The organism is Amycolatopsis sp. CA-211722 (assembly GCF_056828465.1).
The window spans coordinates 2,202,690-2,220,231 of sequence record NZ_CP184752.1 but is presented as its reverse complement, the minus strand read 5'-3'; the positions used below and the strand labels follow the sequence as shown (position 1 = coordinate 2,220,231).

The 17,542-nt window shown below is 67.9% G+C and carries 16 protein-coding genes; 12 read left to right on the top strand and 4 right to left on the bottom strand.

All coding sequences use genetic code 11. The annotated features are described in order from the left end of the window. Positions 1–67: 67 nt before the first annotated feature. The gene (locus tag ACOCEP_RS10930; RefSeq protein WP_007032276.1) at positions 68–649 is read left to right on the top strand and encodes a YqgE/AlgH family protein; all 582 of its coding nucleotides are present in this window, start codon (positions 68–70) and stop codon (positions 647–649) included. On the opposite strand, the gene ACOCEP_RS10925 is transcribed toward ACOCEP_RS10930, so the two are convergent. Beyond that, positions 646–1,068, bottom strand: a complete 423-nt coding sequence (locus tag ACOCEP_RS10925; protein WP_482337133.1) for an SdpI family protein — start codon at positions 1,066–1,068, stop codon at positions 646–648. The two genes, ACOCEP_RS10930 and ACOCEP_RS10925, sit on opposite strands and share 4 nt — an antisense overlap. A gap of 65 nt (positions 1,069–1,133) precedes the next feature. Between ACOCEP_RS10925 and ACOCEP_RS10920 the strand changes: the two genes are divergently transcribed. The 3 genes from ACOCEP_RS10920 to ACOCEP_RS10910 all read left to right on the top strand — a co-directional run bounded on the left by ACOCEP_RS10920 (position 1,134) and on the right by ACOCEP_RS10910 (position 6,129). Further along, a complete protein-coding gene (locus ACOCEP_RS10920; protein WP_482337132.1) occupies positions 1,134–2,285 on the top strand; it encodes an esterase-like activity of phytase family protein in 1,152 nt (383 codons plus the stop codon). Between the two features lie 170 nt (positions 2,286–2,455). Next, positions 2,456–5,302, top strand: coding sequence for a leucine--tRNA ligase (leuS, locus tag ACOCEP_RS10915; protein ID WP_482337131.1), 2,847 nt, complete (start codon positions 2,456–2,458; stop codon positions 5,300–5,302). A gap of 89 nt (positions 5,303–5,391) precedes the next feature. Continuing rightward, positions 5,392–6,129: an SDR family oxidoreductase gene (locus tag ACOCEP_RS10910; protein WP_016338323.1), complete on the top strand. Its 738-nt coding sequence runs from the start codon at positions 5,392–5,394 to the stop codon at positions 6,127–6,129. Here ACOCEP_RS10910 and ACOCEP_RS10905 read toward each other — a convergent pair whose 3' ends face one another. Both ACOCEP_RS10905 and ACOCEP_RS10900 read right to left on the bottom strand, forming a co-directional pair. Then, the gene (locus ACOCEP_RS10905; RefSeq protein WP_482337130.1) at positions 6,130–6,849 is read right to left on the bottom strand and encodes a TetR/AcrR family transcriptional regulator; all 720 of its coding nucleotides are present in this window, start codon (positions 6,847–6,849) and stop codon (positions 6,130–6,132) included. 38 nt (positions 6,850–6,887) lie between these two features. Next, a complete protein-coding gene (locus ACOCEP_RS10900) occupies positions 6,888–7,259 on the bottom strand; it encodes a hypothetical protein (RefSeq protein WP_482337129.1) in 372 nt (123 codons plus the stop codon). Positions 7,260–7,449: 190 nt separating this feature from the next. Here ACOCEP_RS10900 and ACOCEP_RS10895 point away from each other — a divergent pair, with 190 nt between their 5' ends. From ACOCEP_RS10895 to ACOCEP_RS10860, 8 genes are all read left to right on the top strand, one after another. Further along, positions 7,450–7,998 carry a YbaB/EbfC family nucleoid-associated protein gene (locus ACOCEP_RS10895; protein WP_482337128.1) on the top strand — a complete coding sequence of 183 codons (549 nt, stop codon included), beginning with the start codon at positions 7,450–7,452 and terminating at the stop codon, positions 7,996–7,998. 27 nt (positions 7,999–8,025) lie between these two features. After that, positions 8,026–8,334, top strand: a complete 309-nt coding sequence (locus ACOCEP_RS10890) for a type VII secretion target (protein WP_073845920.1) — start codon at positions 8,026–8,028, stop codon at positions 8,332–8,334. A gap of 8 nt (positions 8,335–8,342) precedes the next feature. Continuing rightward, positions 8,343–9,476 carry a WXG100 family type VII secretion target gene (locus ACOCEP_RS10885; RefSeq protein WP_073845919.1) on the top strand — a complete coding sequence of 378 codons (1,134 nt, stop codon included), beginning with the start codon at positions 8,343–8,345 and terminating at the stop codon, positions 9,474–9,476. A gap of 36 nt (positions 9,477–9,512) precedes the next feature. Next, entirely contained in the window at positions 9,513–11,204 is a 1,692-nt protein-coding gene (locus ACOCEP_RS10880) for a DUF6346 domain-containing protein (protein WP_482337127.1), read from the top strand. A gap of 8 nt (positions 11,205–11,212) precedes the next feature. Continuing rightward, entirely contained in the window at positions 11,213–12,484 is a 1,272-nt protein-coding gene (locus ACOCEP_RS10875) for a DUF6346 domain-containing protein (protein ID WP_482337126.1), read from the top strand. Positions 12,485–12,805: 321 nt separating this feature from the next. Continuing rightward, positions 12,806–13,666: a ribokinase gene (locus ACOCEP_RS10870; protein ID WP_482337125.1), complete on the top strand. Its 861-nt coding sequence runs from the start codon at positions 12,806–12,808 to the stop codon at positions 13,664–13,666. A gap of 68 nt (positions 13,667–13,734) precedes the next feature. Next, positions 13,735–15,369 carry a phosphoenolpyruvate--protein phosphotransferase gene (gene ptsP / locus ACOCEP_RS10865; RefSeq protein ID WP_482337124.1) on the top strand — a complete coding sequence of 545 codons (1,635 nt, stop codon included), beginning with the start codon at positions 13,735–13,737 and terminating at the stop codon, positions 15,367–15,369. A gap of 106 nt (positions 15,370–15,475) precedes the next feature. After that, complete coding sequence (locus ACOCEP_RS10860; RefSeq protein ID WP_482337123.1) at positions 15,476–16,879, top strand: MFS transporter; 1,404 nt, start codon at positions 15,476–15,478, stop codon at positions 16,877–16,879. Here the strand turns inward: ACOCEP_RS10860 and ACOCEP_RS10855 are convergent. Beyond that, on the bottom strand, positions 16,876–17,532 hold the full coding sequence (locus ACOCEP_RS10855) for a DUF1707 SHOCT-like domain-containing protein (protein ID WP_482337122.1): 657 nt from the start codon (positions 17,530–17,532) through the stop codon (positions 16,876–16,878). The genes ACOCEP_RS10860 and ACOCEP_RS10855 overlap by 4 nt on opposite strands. Positions 17,533–17,542: the final 10 nt, after the last annotated feature.

The following is a 17,542-nucleotide window of genomic DNA, read 5'->3' as shown; positions in this document are numbered from 1 at the left end:
GTCCAACGGTGCTCGTGATGCTGTTGTTCCCAGAGCCGGACGATTTGTCCCCGCTCGAAGTGGGATCATGGCGGACGTGCCAGCGGACGCCGAGGTCGAACCGGGAACGCTCCTGGTCGCCGCCCCCACGATGTTCGATCCCAACTTCAGGCGGACCGTCGTGTTCGTCATCGATCACCGGGACGAGGGAACGCTCGGCGTCGTGCTCAACCGGCCGAGTGACGTCCCGGTGTACGACGTGCTCCCCAACTGGGGCGGGCACGTCGCCGAGCCGCAGTCGGTGTTCGTCGGTGGTCCGGTCGAGAAGAAGACCGCGTTGTGCCTCGCCGCGCTGCGGACCGGCGAGACGGCGTCGAGCGTGCCCGGCGTGATCGCCGTCCGGGGTCCGGTCGCGCTGGTCGACCTCGACACCGATCCCGAGATCCTGGTGCCGAAGGTCCGCGGCGTGCGGGTGTTCGCCGGGTACGCGGGCTGGGATTCCGGCCAGCTGGCGAACGAGATCGAACGAGACGACTGGGTGATCGTCCCGGCGCTGCCCAGCGACGTCCTCGCCTCGCCGCACCACGACCTGTGGGGCCAGGTGCTGCGGCGTCAAGGCATTCCGCTGGCGCTGCTGGCCACCCATCCGGGAGACCTCCAGCGCAACTAGGCGGTGGCGGTGTCGGCCTTCTTGAAGACACCGCAGGTGCCGCAGGCGCAGCCACTGCAGCCGGCGGGCCGCTCCGGTTCGGGCTCCGGCACCGTCGCGGCGGCGCGGTTGCCGAGCACTCCCCCGGCCGCGACCAGCGCGATCATCCCGATCACGCCCACGAACGAGGCGAGCAGCAGGCCGAACGTCGTCGGCATGACCAGCGCGGCGATCCCCGCGAGCACGGCGATCAGACCGCCCGCCAGCGTCGGGACCCCGGCGACCTTGTTGCCGAGCCGGAAGGCGTCCTCGCTGCGCATCGTGGCGGCGGTCCGCACGCCGGCGCCGCGGTCACGCGGCAGCTTCTCGCGCAGGCCGAGGAACCCACCCCAGCCGACGAGGACACCCAGCACGATCGGGACCAGCGCTATGACGAACACTCCACGAGGATAAGCGTGACGTCCCGGCAACCTGCCGGATACCCTGATCGACTGTGCTACAGGCCATGTCACGCCGTGCTCTCACACTCGCCCTGATCGGGGCCGTCCCCCTCACCCTGATGGCCGCACCGGCCGCCGAAGCAGGTCACCGTCCGCTTCGCCTGATCGGGGAACAGATCGTCCCGAACGCCCTGCCCTACGAGGGCACCGTCGTCGGCGGCCTGTCCAGCATCGATTACGACCCTCGCACCGGCGAGTACGCGCTGATCTGCGACGACCGGTCCGCCCTCAACCCGGCGCGCTTCTACACGGCGAAGTTCTCCCTCGACGCCAACGGCCTCGGCCCGGTCACCTTTACCGGCACCAAGCCGCTCCTGCGTCCCGACGGCACGCCGTACCCGCCGCTCGCGAAGAACGACCCCGCGCAGCCGCCGAACATGCAGACCATCGACCCCGAAGAGCTGCGTGTCGACCCCTGGACCGGCCGGTACGTCTGGTCGCAGGAGGGCGAGCGGTCGGCCGCGGCGCTGATCGACCCGTCGATCCGCGAGGCGAAGCGCGACGGCGCGTACGTCCGTGACCTGCCGATTCCCGCCAACGAGAAGATGACCGAGACGGCCGGGCCGCGGCAGAACCTCGCGCTCGAAGGCCTCACCTTCGCGGGCTTCGGCTCGCTGGTCGCCAGCTCGGCCGAGGGGCCGCTGCTGCAGGACGGCCCGGAGGCGAGCACCACCTCGGGCGCCCTTTCCCGCATCACCCTTCAGTCGCGGTTCGGTCCGGTCCTCGCGCAGTACGCGTACCCACAGGAGAAGGTCTTCGCGTCGCCGAATCCTCCCGGCGCGTTCGCGACGACGGGCATCTCGTCGCTGCTGGCCGTCGACCAGGCCGATCCGACGCGCTACCTGGTGATGGAGCGTTCGTTCGTCACCGGCGTCGGGAACAAGGTCCGCATCTACGAGATCGACACCAAGGGCGCCACGAACATCCTGAAAACGCCCTCGCTGGCCGACGCGAAGAAGGTCAAGCCGGTGAAGAAGCGCCTGCTCGCGGACCTGGCGGACTTCAAGCTGTCCACGGTGGACAACGTCGAGGGCATGACCTGGGGCCCGCGCCTGCCGAACGGCGAGCGCAGCCTGGTCCTGGTCAGCGACAACAACTTCTCCGCGACCCAGGTGACCCAGTTCATCGCTCTGGCGGTCCCCTCGGAACGCCTTTGACCTGGGCGTTAAACTGGACCCATGAACACGGCTCGGCTGCTCCTTGGCCTGCCGCGCTGAACTCGGTCGAACGGCCGGGACCAGCGCGGCGACCCCTCATGCCCTCCGGGCTGGGGGGTCGAGTTGTTTCTGGAGTGGCTTGACGTGGATGAGCACGGAGGATTTCGGCGATGAACCAGGCGAGCGAAGGCGCCGACGCGGCCCCTCAGCACCGCTACACCGCGGAGCTGGCGGGCCAGATCGAGCAGCGTTGGCAGGACTACTGGTCCGACCACGGCACTTACCACGCACCGAACCCGGTGGGCCCGCTCGCGGACGAGAGCGGTGAGGTCCCGTCGGACAAGCTGTTCGTCCAGGACATGTTCCCGTACCCGTCGGGCTCCGGCCTGCACGTCGGGCACCCGCTGGGCTTCATCGCGACCGACGTCTTCGCGCGGTACCACCGCATGATCGGCCGCAACGTGCTGCACACGATGGGCTTCGACGCCTTCGGCCTGCCCGCCGAGCAGTACGCGGTGCAGACCGGGCAGCACCCGCGCAAGACGACCGAAGAGAACATGGAGACCTACCTGCGCCAGATCCGGCGCCTGGGCCTGGGTCACGACGAGCGTCGCCGGATTTCGACGATCGATCCGGAGTACTACAAGTGGACCCAGTGGATCTTCCTGCAGATCTTCAATTCGTACTACGACGAGAAGGCGGGCAAGGCCCGGCCGATCGTCGAGCTGGAGACCGAGTACGCGCAGGACAAGCGCCGGACGCCTGACGGCCGCAACTGGTGCGAGCTGACCCGCGCCGAGCAGCTGGAGATCATCGACACGCACCGGCTGGTCTATTTCTCCGAGGCGCCGGTGAACTGGTGCCCCGGTCTGGGCACGGTGCTGTCGAACGAAGAGGTCACCGCCGACGGCCGCAGCGAACGCGGCAACTTCCCGGTGTTCCGGCGAAATCTGCGTCAGTGGATGATGCGGATCACCGCGTACGCCGATCGCCTGGTCGACGACCTGGACCTGCTGGACTGGCCGGAGAAGGTCAAGTCCATGCAGCGCAACTGGATCGGCCGCTCGCACGGCGCGCGGGTCTCGTTCGAGTCCGGTGACCAGAAGATCGAGGTCTTCACGACCCGTCCGGACACCCTGTTCGGCGCCACGTACCTGGTGGTCGCGCCCGAGCACCCGCTGGTCGACGAGCTGACCGCCGCCACGTGGCCGGAAGGCGTCGACGCGAGCTGGACCGGTGGCGCCGCCACCCCGGCCGAAGCGATCGCCGAGTACCGCGCCGCGGCTTCGCGGAAGTCCGAATTGGACCGTCAGGAGAACAAGGAGAAGACCGGCGTCTTCACCGGCTCCTACGCGGTGAATCCGGCCGACGGCAAGGAGATCCCGGTCTTCGTCGCCGACTACGTCCTGATGGGCTACGGCACCGGCGCGATCATGGCGGTCCCCGGCCAGGACACCCGCGACTGGGAGTTCGCCGAGAAGTTCGGCCTGGAGATCATCCGCACGGTCCAGCCGACGGAAGGCTTCGAAGGCAAGGCGTTCACCGGCGACGGACCGGCGATCAACTCGGGCTTCCTGGACGGCATGGGCGTCGACGAGGCCAAGAAGACGATGATCGGCTGGCTGGAGGAGAACGAGCACGGCCGCGGCACCGTCCAGTACAAGCTGCGCGACTGGCTGTTCTCGCGTCAGCGCTACTGGGGCGAGCCGTTCCCGGTGGTCTACGACGAGGACGGCCACGTCCACGCGCTGCCGGAAAGCATGCTGCCGGTCGAGCTGCCCGAGGTCGCCGACTACTCGCCCGTGACGTTCGACCCGGAGGACAAGGACAGCACGCCGTCCTCGCCGCTGGCGCGCGCCACCGACTGGGTCGAGGTCGAACTGGACCTGGGCGAGGGCAAGAAGACCTACCGCCGCGACATCAACACCATGCCGAACTGGGCGGGTTCCTGCTGGTACCAGCTGCGGTACCTGGACCCGACGAACCCGGACGTGTTCGTCGCGCCGGAGAACGAGGCGTACTGGGTCGGCCCGCGGCCCGCCGAGCACGGCGTCGACGACCCCGGCGGCACGGACCTGTACGTCGGCGGTGTCGAGCACGCCGTGCTGCACCTGCTGTACTCGCGGTTCTGGCACAAGGTGCTGTTCGACCTGGGCCACGTGTCGTCCAAGGAGCCGTACCGCAAGCTGTTCAACCAGGGTTACGTGCAGGCGTACGCGTACACCGACGCCCGTGGTGTGCACGTCCAGGCCGATCAGGTCGTGGAGCGGGACGGCAAGTTCTTCTTCGGCGACGAAGAGGTCAAGCAGGAATACGGCAAAATGGGCAAGAGCCTGAAGAATGTCGTGACGCCTGACCAGATGGCCGCGGACTACGGCGCCGACACCTTCCGCTTCTACGAGATGTCGATGGGCCCGCTGGACGTTTCGCGGCCGTGGGCGACCAAGGACGTCGTCGGCGCGCAGCGGTTCCTGCAGCGGCTGTGGCGCCTGGTCGTCGACGAGGAGACCGGCGACCTGCGAGTGTCCACAGTGGACGCCACGGACGCCGACCGCAAGCAGCTGCACAAGGCGATCGCCGGGGTCCGCGAGGACTACGCGGAGCTGCGGTTCAACACGGCCGGCGCGAAGCTGATCGAGCTGAACAACCACGTCACCAAGGTCTACGGCGGTGCCGAGGCGACGCCGCGCGAGCTGGTGGAGCCGCTGGTGCTGATGCTGGCGCCGCTGGCCCCGCACCTGGCCGAGGAGCTGTGGAAGCGCCTGGGCCACGCGGATTCCCTGGTGCACGGGCCGTTCCCGGTCGTCGACGAGAAGTACCTGGTCGAGGATTCGGTGGAGTACCCGATCCAGGTCAACGGCAAGGTGCGTTCCCGCGTCACCGTGCCCGCCGACGCGGGCAAGGACGCCGTGCAGGCGGCCGCGCTGGCCGACGAGAAGGTCGCCGCGCTGGTCGGCGACGGCACCCCGCGCAAGGTGATCGTCGTGCCGGGACGCTTGGTCAACATCGTGCTGTAACGCCGTGGCCGATTCGCGCCAGCGTCGAGGGTCATGAGGCGATTCGATGGAGTTGTTCAAGGACAACGAAATCGAACGGAGAACACCGCATGACCCTCGACGGCAAGGTGGCTTTGGTGACCGGCGGCAGCCGCGGGATCGGTGCCGCCACGGCGATCCGGCTCGCCGAGGACGGCGCCGACGTCGCGCTCACCTACCAGAACAACGCCGAACTCGCGGCCGGTGTCGTGGACAAGATCAAGGCGCTCGGCCGCCGCGCGCTGGCCATCCAGGCCGACAGCGCCGACGCCGCGGCCGTGGTCTCCGCGGTCGACACGGCGGTCGCCGAATTCGGCAGGCTCGACGTGCTGGTCAACAACGGGGGTGTCGGCTTCGTCGGCCCGCTCGACCAGACGAGCCTGGAGGACATCGACCGCGTGCTCGCGGTCAACGTCCGCGGTGTCTACGTGGCCACCCAGGCCGCGGCCCGGCACCTCGGCGACGGCGGACGCGTGATCAGCATCGGCAGCTGCGTCTCGGACCGCGTGCCCGGCCCCGGCATGTCGCTGTACGCGGTGAGCAAGACCGCGCTGCTGGGCATGACCAAGGGCCTGGCCAGGGAACTGGGGCCGCGCGGCATCACCGTGAACATCGTCCACCCCGGCCCGACCGACACGGACATGAACCCGGCCGACGGCCCGTACGCCGCCGACCAGCGGAGCCTGACGGCGTTCGACCGCTACGGCTCGCCGTCGGAGGTCGCCGCCACCGTGTCGTTCCTGGCGCGGCCGGAAAGCAAGTACGTGACCGGCTCGACCGTCTCGGTCGACGGCGGGCACGCGGCGTAGCTACTCGGTGGACAGGCCGATCTCGCGCGCGAGATCGGCCAGCATCGCGTCGAAGAGGACGTCCGGTTTCGAGAACGGGATCGGGTAGTTGCCGAAGACCTCGAGCGTGACGTGCCCGTAGAGCCGGGCCCAGAACTGGATCATCAGGTACGTCACGCCGAGGTCGAGCTTTTCGAGCGGGAAGGTCGCCCCGGACTCCCTCAGCACGGCGAGCAGTTCTTCTTGGAAGGACGTGAGATCGTCCCGCAGCTCGGCCGGGACCACGTCGTTCGACGGTGTCACCAGGTCGTGTGTCGCGAGCACCTGCCCCGCCGCCGCCAGGAAGATCCGACCGAACGGCTCGCCCAGCCTGCTCAACGTGTCGTCGCCCGCCGGCGACGCGAAGACCAGCGTGAACTCCTTGGTGTGCGCGAGCGCCCAGCGCCGGAATCCCTTGCAGATGGCGAAAAGCCGCAACGCGCCCTCGTCCGGCAGCTGCGCGATGTCCTCGGCGAGCCCGGCCGCCAGATCCGCGACGACGTCCGCGCGAAGATGCTCGACCAGGTCGTCACGGGAACCGTAGTAGCGGTACAACGCCGGCGCCGTGATACCGAGCTCGCGCGCGATCGCCCGCAGGGTCACGGCCTCCGGGCCCTGCTCGACCAGGAGCGTCCGCGCTGTCCGGCGGATGTCCTGATCGGTCGCCGCCCGCTCGCGGACCCTGCGGCTGGGGTTGGTCATCCGGGCATTCTAGGTGGTCAGTACGTCAAGATCGGGGATCAACCCAGAAGGCGGGCCTGGAGCCTGGTGAGTGGCCGGAGCGCCAGGAAGATCGGCACGGCCATCCCGGCCGCGATGAGGAAGTGCACGATCCACGCGCCCGCCAGCGTCGGCCCGCCCCACGTGCCCTCGGGGTCGCTCCCGGTCCAGAAGAGCCCGTAGGTCGCGATGCGTCCGACGAGGTAGAACAGCAGCAACGCGAGCAGGAACGCGACCGCGCTCGGACCGAAGGCCGCCACGAACCGCGGCCGCGACCCGCCCTCCTGCCCGAGCCAGCGCCGCACGAGCCCGCGCTGGACCTTCGCGCCACCGAGATACCCCGGCAGCACGAGAAGCGCGTAGACCGCGCGTTTCCAGTCCGAAATCGTCATAACCGACACGCTAGGGCTGGCTGACCTGCGTAAACATGGGGTAAGCCGTCGGATCGGGTAAGGAAAACCGGAGGTCGCTGTGGTGATCCACACGACCGGGGTGCAGATGTACGCCAAACGTTCCCCGATGTCAGACGGGTGTGCCACACTCGGTCGCCGAACGGCTACGACGTGAACAGGGGAGGTTCGCGTGTCGAACCCTGAGCAGCTCTTCGCTGATTTCGAGGCCAAACTGGCCGACGCCCAGCGAAAGGCGAATCAGATGCGCACCGAGATCGAGAGTGTCTCGGTGTCCGAACGCAGCAAGGACGGCCAGATCTCGGTCAAGGTCAACCACGCGGGAAACCTCGTCGGCCTGGAGATCGGCCCGTCCGTGCGGGACAACCCCGCGCTCGCGCAGGAGATCCTCCGCGTCGTCCAGAGCGCGCAGAGCAAACTCGCGGGCGCGATGCAGACCGGCGTGCCGTCCATCGCGGGCACCGAAACGATGAACGAGCTGGTCGATCAGCTGCACAACGAGTACCCGGAACCCGAACCGACGGGCTACGTCGAGGGCGGCCACCAGGAGGCGGACGAGGACGACCGCTTCGTCGCCGAAGACGAACTCGACGTGCCTCCGCCCCCTCCCGCCCCGAAGCCGCCCGCACCCCCGGCCCCGCCCGCGCCGCCGCGCGCCGCGCGACGGCAGCAGACGGACCACGAGGACGACTACTTCACCGGCGGCGACTTCCTGCGCTGAGCGGGTTCTTGAGGGAGGGAAAGAACGATGACCGGCTCCAGTGGACCAGGATTCGATGTAGATCCATCCGCGCTCGAAACACATCGAGGGAAGCTCGATGCGCTCACCGGGCGGATCAACACGGCCTTGAACGCCGCCGAGCAGACGATGCACCCCGAAGCGTTCGGGATCATCGGTATGTCGCTCGCCATCTCGTTCTCCATGGCGCAATCCGTCGCGGAAGACGCCGTCAGAACGGCCGCGACGAGCGCTGACGACCACGCCGATCGGGTCAGGGTGTGGCAGCAGCGGAAGGAAATCACCGAGGACGAGTACAAGAAACTCTTCAAGGTATAAGGCCGGCCATGACTGAGAATCCTGTTGCCACGAACCCCGCCCCGAAGGCGCCGAATCCACTGGTCGCCACCGACGGTGCGAAGAAGGAAAGCCCGCTTGAGGGCGCCGGCCTGATACAAGACTTCGGCGACGCCCTGCTCAAGTTCTCTTCTGGGGACTGGGGTGAGGGACTGGCCAATCTGGTGATCGGTGGCGTCTCCTTCGCCTCCGACATGTCCGATCCGCTCGGTGCTCTGGCCAAAGCGGGTATCGGATGGGTCATCGAGCATGTCAGCTTTCTGCGGGAGCCACTGGACTGGCTGACAGGTGACCAAGTCGCGCTGGAGAACCTGGGCGGTACCTGGGGAAACATCGGCGACGAGTTGTCGAAAGTCGCCGATGAACTGCGACAGGACGTCGCCAGGGACTCGGCCACCTGGACCGGGACCGCCGCGGACGCCTACCGGGCGTTCGCGAACGATCGCGCGGACCTCTACGAATCGGTCGCCACCGGGGCGCAGGGAATCTCGGTCATGATCGCGATGTGCAAGTCGATTCTCGCTGTGGTTCGCAGCTTGGTCCGTGACCTGATCTCCGAGTGTGTGTGGAAGCTGATCTGGATCGTCTGTCGCTACCCGGGCCCCGCGATGCCGGCCGGGCTGGCCGCCGAGGGAGTTCCCATGGCGATCAGGTGGGCGACCAAGATCATGGACAAGGTCAAGCAATTGACCAAGGCCTTCGGAAACGCATCAGGGCTCATCAAGAAGCTGGGTGCGATGTTCGGAGAGGCGAAGAGGCTTCTCCAGGGGGTGAACGTCAAGGACGTCGCCAAGAACTTCGGGAACGATGTCTCCGGTCTGGCCAAGACCTTGGGCGACGACATCGCCAATCTCGCCGCGTACGGCAAGGTCGGCGCGAAGGACATCGCCAAGGACGTCGGCGACGCGGTGAAGGAAGAGGTCAAGAAGGTTCCTGATGCCGTCACGAAGGAAGTGTTGAAAGAGGCGGGTAAGAAGGCCGGCGAAATCGGCGACAAACTGGTTTCAGGTGGTGACGACAAGAAGGACGGCAAGGATGGTGCAGTTGGTGCCCAGTCTGCCGGTTCGACAGTGCAGCCGGTTTTCGACCAGCCTGGCGGACAACGGATATCAGGATCGATCTAGTCCTCGAGTCCAGAGCTCGGTCGTTCGGAGGAAGTCATGAAAGCGGCCGCGAAAACCGTTGTCACCTGTGTCGCGGCGTGGATCCTGCTGGCCTTGTTCGTCATCGGTGTGCTCACGTTTCTCCGGATCGCCGGTGTGCCGGTCACCGTTTCCGGCTCTGACCTCAACGGGGCCGACGGGACCGCGACCGTCGGCGAGTGCGCCGAATTCGGCCCGCTTTCGGCTCGAGGAGCGGGCTATTACTGGAAATGTGTCGCCGAGGTGCGGACAGGTCCGGATCGAGCACCGGTCGAGATCGAGTTCGGCCCCGACGAGCTGACACCGGCCGACCGCGGACAGCAGGTGTTCGTGGACTACGCCGCCAAGGACTGGCAGCGAAATGTCCCGCACCCCTACGAATTCCTCGCGGTGATCGGTCTGGTCGCCGTTGGAGGCCTGGGGTTCATCGGTTACGCCGTCGGTCCCGAGACCGTCCTAAGGTGGCTGGTGCCGACCCTGCGGCGCGATACCGGAAGGACACGAGCACCGGCCGAACCGGAATCGCTGGACCTGCCGGTCGAGCTGAAACTGCCGGTGCCCGATGGAGGAGATCGGGCCGGGTCCGTCGCGGCGTTCATCTTTTTCGCCGCGACAGGGGCCGGGTTTCTGGTGGTGGCGGGAACCATGATCGTGGCGACAGTCCGGCTGAGACCCGACGATGTGGCGACATATCTGGTCGCGCTTCCTTTCCTGCTACCAGGTGTCGGCTTGCTCGCGGCGATTCCCTCGGCAAGGCGCAGGCTTCGGGTCACGTCGGGAGCATCGCTGGTTCCCGCGCAGTTGACGTCGAGAGGGTTCGTACAGACCGCGCGCGATGGTTCGCCACGCCGAATCCACTGGTCGAGGATCAAGCGTTTCGTTTTCGTGGAACGCCAAGGCGACCTGGTCGAGGTCCACCTCGCGATCGTGGGTGAAAAGAGGGATGAAGACCTGGCCGCAGCCTTCTGCACTCGTTCCGATCACGGATATCTCCTCACGCCCTTTCTTCGGCTTCAAGAAGCCGAGCGCTTCTCGGCAGTGGTCGAGAACTTCAAGCCTGGTTTGACGCGGTGGCCCACGAGGGAAGTGGCCAGGGGCGGGCTCGGTTTGATCCGACCGGCCAAGAGCACGGTCGTCAGGCTGAAGAACGCCTCGTCAGGAGTCTCGACGGAGAAGCGGGTCTCGGCGAGCCGGCCCTCGCTCGTCCGGATGACGGTGATGTTGCTGGGGGCGATTCTGCTTACTTGGTCATTGGCGACCGCCGCGTCCGGTCAGGTGGCGATGGACCGGTTCGTCATCACCGCGGTCGTGCTCGTCTACCTCGCCGCATCCTTGTACCGAGGACGCCGTGGGATCTTCGTGTTCCGAACAGATTCCTTGAGCTGGAAGGAAAGGGACAGCCCTGAAGTCAAAGTTCTCTACGCGGACATCGACAACATCGTGGTGAAGCCGGCTCCGCCGGGCAACGGCCGCTGGTACTACAGCGTTCATGTGGTGCCGAGCGAGGGCGACGAGTATGTGCTCGTGGAGCGAGTGGGCGCAGCTGCCGCGAAACGCCTCGTTGACCTTGTCCAGCCGCGACCGGCGACGGAAGAGCCGCTGGAAACCAGCCTCGAACCGCCTCTGACCCCCGCGCCGCCGCGAGCCGCGCACCGGCAGCAGACGGACCACGAGGACGACTACTTCACCGGCGGCGACTTCCTGCGCTGAGCGGGTTCTTGAGGGAGGGAAACCATGGGGCAGCCACAGGCAGGCCAGGGTTTCGACGTAATCCGGACCAGATCGACGAACATGCCGAACAGGTGAAACAGACTCAAGAGAGCAACGGTCTTCTGATGACCGGGTACGAAGCGGTTCCCACAGTCACGCGCAAGTCTCCTTGGAAGGTGGCGGGCGTCGCAGTCGGCGTGTTCCTCTATGCGCTGGTCTGCTGGACTCTGCTCGGCCGCGGGATGGTGTCCCACGGCGAGGAGGGAACGAGCGAGTTCGTCGACATGGCGACGGCGAAGTCCTGCGAGGAGACAGGGCCGCTGAGCATCGCCGGGATCGGCTACTACTGGGTTTGCGACATCGAGGTTCGCCCCTATTCGTCGGGTTCCAGGCAAGAAGTCGTGACGGCGCGCTCGTACCCGGACGAGTTGACTCCGGCCGACATAGGTAAACCAGTCCGGGTCAAAGAGTTCGGCAGGTACTACGCCCGGGACTTCAAGAGTGATGTTCCGTGGTGGACCCTCGCACCTGGCATCGGTGGGTTCGTGGGGTTGGGCCTGTTCGCCTACTGGCGACGGAACAAGCGTTTCCGCAAACCTGACATCGAAGCACCCGTGACCGACTCGCTTTCCCTCTCGTCAGTTCGTCCGAGGGGTGGCGTGGCGGCTCCTGCCGGCCTACCCGCGACGGCGTCGAGGACGGTCACGCCCAACGACTGGTCGTCGGCGAAGTTCTGGCGCATTTGTGGGGTAATCCTCGTTGTCGCCGTCATCTCCGGGATCGTGGGTTTCACCGCGGGCCGCGGAACGGAGCTCCGCGAAGCGACCCTGACGATCGCGGCGATCGGGCTCCTCACTCCCGGATGGCTTTGGTTCTGCACCCCCGCGCGATGGAAAAAGGCGACCTGGTGCACCACGTTCACTGTGTCGGTCGAAGGAATTCGCTGGTTCCGCCGCGACAAGGCGAGCTTCGAGGTGGGCTGGGACGAGCTCCGCGAGCTTCGGCTGACCACCGTCACCGATGGCAAACACGTCTTGCGGATGATCGACTTCTTCCCACTCGAGGATGATTTCGCGAAGCGTCATCGAACGCTGAAGGGACTATGGGAAATCGGGGCGAACCTCGCCGGTCGCTCGCTTCCACCGGTCGTGAACGGCTACCGGATTCCTGAAGCGTTCAGCGACGCCGCGTTCGCCGAGATCCGGGCGGCGATGACCATGATCCGGCCTGACAAGCTGGGCGAGTATCGCGGAATCCCGCAGAACACGGTCGCGTCCTGAGTGCGGCACCCGGTCGGCCGGGGCGCCGCCGGCGCCGATCACTCGGGGGGCTACGTGATCGACGCCGGCGACCCGATGCCCTCTTCCCGGCACCGGCCGGGATCGGGGCAACGTCACCGCGTGGACGCGGCAACGCATCTCAAGAGCGGGCGTGATCGCCGAAGTGACGCCCGGGGGAAGGTTATCCCCCGAAAGAGTGACGGCGTTCCGCTGCTCGCCTGATTGTCGCACTACGCGCCGAGAAAGTTACAAAGTTCTTCACATCTTCGCCCGGAGAAGGGGCATGTCCGGACAACTGCTGGTCATGGCATCGTTTCCGCCATGACTTCTCAGGTGCTGGTCATCGGGTCCGCCAATGCCGATCTCGTCGTCCCGGTCGACCGGCGGCCGGGTGGTGGCGAAACCGTACTGGGTGGCGACACGGTCTTGTCGCCGGGTGGCAAGGGCGCCAACACCGCGGTCGCCGCGGCCAGGCTCGGCGCCGACGTCGCGCTGCTCGGGGCGGTCGGCGACGATCCGTACGGCGAGTTGCTCAAGCGGTCGCTCGCCGAGTCGGGGGTGAACACGGACTCGCTGCGCACGAGCGAGCGTCCGACGGGGATCGCGTACATCACGGTCACGCCCGACGGCGAGAACTCGATCCTCGTTTCGCCTGGTGCCAATTCGGCCCTGCGGCCCGAGGACGTCGACCTCGACGGCGCCGAGGTCGTGGTGTTGTCGTTGGAGATCCCGCTCGAAACCGTCGAGCACGCCGTCGCGAAGGCCGTCGAACACCAAGTGAAGACGCTGCTGAACCTGTCCCCGGCGGCCGAGCTTTCGGCGAAGACCTTGAAGGGGCTCGACGTGCTGTTGGTCAACGAGCACGAGGCAGCCTTCCTCCTCGGTGGCGAAGCGGACTTCCCCAAGCTGCTCGACCTCGGGCCGAAGGCCGCTGTCGTGACGCTCGGCGCGAAGGGGGCGGCGGTCGTGACCGCGGACGGGGTGACGGAGGTGCCTTCGCCGAAGGTGGAAGCCATCGACACCACGGGTGCGGGCGACGCTTTCGCCGGGGCGCTCGCCACGTCGCTCGCGAAGGGTGACGAGCTGGCCGAAGCGGCGCGCAAGGCGGTGAAGGTGGCGGCGATCACGGTGACCCGCCAGGGCGCGCAGCCTTCGTATCCGACGGCGTCCGAACTGGAATGAAGTCCTCTTCTGTGTTCTGCTGATGGCTATGAGTCAGGTCACGCCGCCTATGAGATATGGTCTAGACCATGCCGTCTGAGTCACTGTCCGGGGTCGCTGTCAGTCCCGGCCGCGCGAGCGGTCCTGTCGTCCGGGTCGCCGAGCCGCTCGGCGAACCCGCGAGCACACCGGCACCGGCGGATCCCGGCGCCGAGGCCGCCCGGATCGCCCCGGCCGCGCAGATCGTGGCAGGCAGGCTCGAAAAACTCGCCGAGACGGCGACCGGTGAGGCCGCGACGATCCTCATCACCACCGCGGCGATGGCGGCCGACCCGGCGCTCGTCTCCTCGGCGGAGCAGCTGGTCAAGGACAAGAGCCTGCCCGCGCCCCGTGCGGTCCACCAGGCGGCGGGCAAGTTCGCCGACGCGCTGGCGGCCGCGGGCGGCTACATGGCCGAGCGGGCGCGCGACGTCCTCGACGTGCGAGACCGGCTCATCGCCGAACTGCTCGGCATCGCGCCTCCCGGCGTTCCCGACCTGGACTCGCCGAGCGTGCTCGTCGCCCGCGACCTCGCGCCCGCCGACACCGCGGGCCTCGACCCGGACAAGGTGCTCGCGCTCGTCACCGAAGAGGGCGGCCCCACCAGCCACACCGCCATCCTCGCCCGTGCGCTCGGCATCCCCGCCGTCGTCGCGGTCCGCGGTGTCCTCGCGCTCGACGCGCAAGCGCTTGCGGTGGACGGTGACACCGGCGTCGTCGAGGTCGCGGACCCGGACGCCGAGGTCGTCACGGCCGCCAAGACCGGCGCGATCGAGTGGGACGGCACGGGCGTGACGTCCGACGGACACCGGGTGAAGGTGCTCGGCAACGTCGGCTCCGCCACCGACGCCCAGGCCGCCGCGGAGGCGGGCGCGGAAGGCGTCGGCCTCTTCCGCACCGAGTTCTGCTACCTCGACGCCTCTTCCGAGCCGAGCGTCGAAGAGCAGCGCAAGGCCTACACCGCCGTGCTCACGCCGTTCCGCGGCAAGCCGGTCGTCGTCCGCACCCTCGACGCGGGCGCCGACAAACCCCTCGCGTTCCTGGAGCCCGAGGACGAGCCCAACCCGGCTCTCGGCGTACGCGGCCTTCGCGTCGCCTTCGACCGCCCCGAGATCCTCGATCGCCAGCTCGAAGCCATCGCGGGTGCCGCGCAGGACTCCGGCGCCGAGGTTTCGGTGATGGCCCCGATGGTCGCCACGGCCGCCGAGGCGGCCTGGTTCGCCGAGCGCGCCCGTGCCGCCGGAATCGCCCGCGTGGGCGTGATGATCGAGATCCCGGCCGCGGCGCTGACCGCCCGCGAGATCCTCGACGCGGTCGACTTCGTCTCCGTCGGCACCAACGACCTCGCGCAGTACACCTTCGCCGCGGATCGCCAGCTCGGCGCGGTCGCCAAGCTCAACGACCCGTGGCAACCCGGCCTGCTGCGCCTGCTCAAGGTCATCGGACAGGCCGCGAAGGACACCGGCAAGCCCGCCGGGGTCTGCGGTGAGGCCGCCGCCGACCCGAGGCTCGCGCTGGTGCTGGCCGGGCTCGGCCTGACCAGCCTCTCGATGAACGCGCCCGCCGTGCGCGCGGTCGGCGCGAGCCTGGCGGCCACGACACTGGCCGAATGCGAGTCCCTGGCCGAGGCCGTTTTGGCCACGTCGGACCCGGTCGCCGCCCGGCAGGCCGCGGCCAAGCGGTAGCAAAGGTCCCCCGCTCCCCGGACAAAGATCGGGGGGCATGTCGAAATCCGGTACACCGCTTCGACGCCTAGGTGAAAGCCACCGAAGCGGCGAAAGGAACCGGACCATGACGACCACCGTGACCCCGAAGCGGGCAGGACGCCGGGAGTGGGTCGGGCTGGCCGTACTGGCCCTCCCCACCTTCCTGGTCTCCCTCGACGTCTTCGTGCTGATCCTCGCGTTGCCGAAGCTCAGCCAGAGCCTCGGCGCCGACAGCACCCAGCAGCTGTGGATCATGGACGTCTACGGCTTCATGATCGCCGGGTTCATGGTCACCATGGGCACCCTCGGCGACCGCATCGGCCGCCGGAAACTGCTGCTCATCGGCGCCACGGCGTTCGGAGCGGCCTCCGTGCTCGCCGCGTTCTCGACGAGCGCGCTGATGCTCATCGCCGCCCGCGCGATCCTCGGGATCGCCGGTGCGACGCTGGCGCCGTCGACGCTCGCCCTGATCAGCAACCTCTTCTCCGACAGCCGCCAGCGTTCGCTCGCGATCGGCATCTGGGCGGGCTGCTTCACCGTCGGCGCGATCGTCGGGCCGATGGTCGGGGGTGTGCTGCTGGAGCACTTCTGGTGGGGTTCGGTGTTCCTGCTCGGCGTCCCGGCGATGGTCCTGCTGCTCGTGGTCGGCCCGAAGCTGCTGCCCGAGTACCGCAACGAGAACGCCGGCCGCCTCGACCTCGCGAGCGTCGCCCTTTCGCTGGTCACGATCCTGCCCGCGGTCTACGGCATCAAGGAACTCGCCCGCGAGGGCGTGCACGTGGTCCCGGTGGCCTCGCTCCTGATCGGGCTCGGCTTCGGGGTGGTGTTCGTGCGGCGCCAGCGAGTCCTCCAGGACCCGCTGATCGACCTGACGCTGTTCCGCGGCCGCGCGTTTTCGACGGCGTTGGGCGGGATGTGCGCGTTCTCCATGCTGGGCGGCACGACCATGCTCTTCGTCGCGCAGTTCTTCCAGATCGTGCTGGAGCTTTCGCCGGTCGGTGCCGCGCTGGCGCTGCTGCCGGGCATGCTCGCCTCGACCGTCAGTTTCCTGGCCGCACCGATCCTCGCCCGTCGTATCCGCCCTGCGACCTTGATCGCCACCGGGCTGGCCGGTGCGATCGCGGGATTCCTGCTGCTGACGCAGGTCGAGGCGGGAGCCGGCCCGGTGATCCCGTCGATCGCCTTCGCCATCACCTGCCTGTGCGGCGGCCCGCTGATCACCCTGGGGACGGATCTGGTCGTCGGGTCCGTACCGCCGGAGAAGGCCGGTTCGGCGGCCTCGCTTTCGCAGACCGGCAACGAGTTCGGCTACGCGCTGGGCATCGCGACGGTCGGGACGCTGGGCAACGCGGTCACCCGGTCACGGCTCGCCGACGCGGTCCCCGCGCACGACGCGTTCGCCAGCGGGATGCACGCGGTGTCCGGCTTGGCCGCGCTGGTGCTGGCGGCCGTCGCGTACTTCGTGCTCCGGCACCTGCGCCACGTCTAGCCGAAGAAACCCCGCCGCGGGTACTTGATGATCAGCGACCCCCCGTGCACGCGCCCGGTGATGACGAACCGGGGCGTGCCGGGGCGGCCGTTCGACCGCGTCCGGTCGTCGAGGTTGCCGAACTTGATGTCGGTGATCGAGTTGGTGTCGACCGCGCCGTTCTCGGGGATGGTGATCTCCACCGGACCCCATTTGGCCTGCAGCTCGATATGCACCACCGGATAGCGGATCTCGGCCTGGGAGAAGTCCAGTTTCGTGGCGCCGTACTTGTTCCGGATCACCATCGACTCGGGGACGAGCCAGTTCCCGTTGCGCTGCAACGCCGAGTACTTGCCGTTGAGCTCCATGACACCGGACGTCGTCCCGTGAGCGGCCTGCGGCGGCGCCCACGGGTTCTGCTGCTGCCGCGGCACCATCCCCGCCTCGGGGTGAACCAGGCCGGGCAGATCCGTGAGCACCGCGTTCAGCTCACCGCGGGTCTTCGAGGCGAGGGCGCGGTCGGTCCGCTCGGTGAACTCGTCGAGGTTCAGCATCCCGAGGCCGATCGCCTTCTGGAGCACCTCGACGACGTGTTCGCGCTCCGCGTCGGAGACCCGGATGTCCCGTCCGGTCAACGGCTTGGTCTCGGTCGTCGACTGCTCTTCCTCGCCCATGCCAGGAATG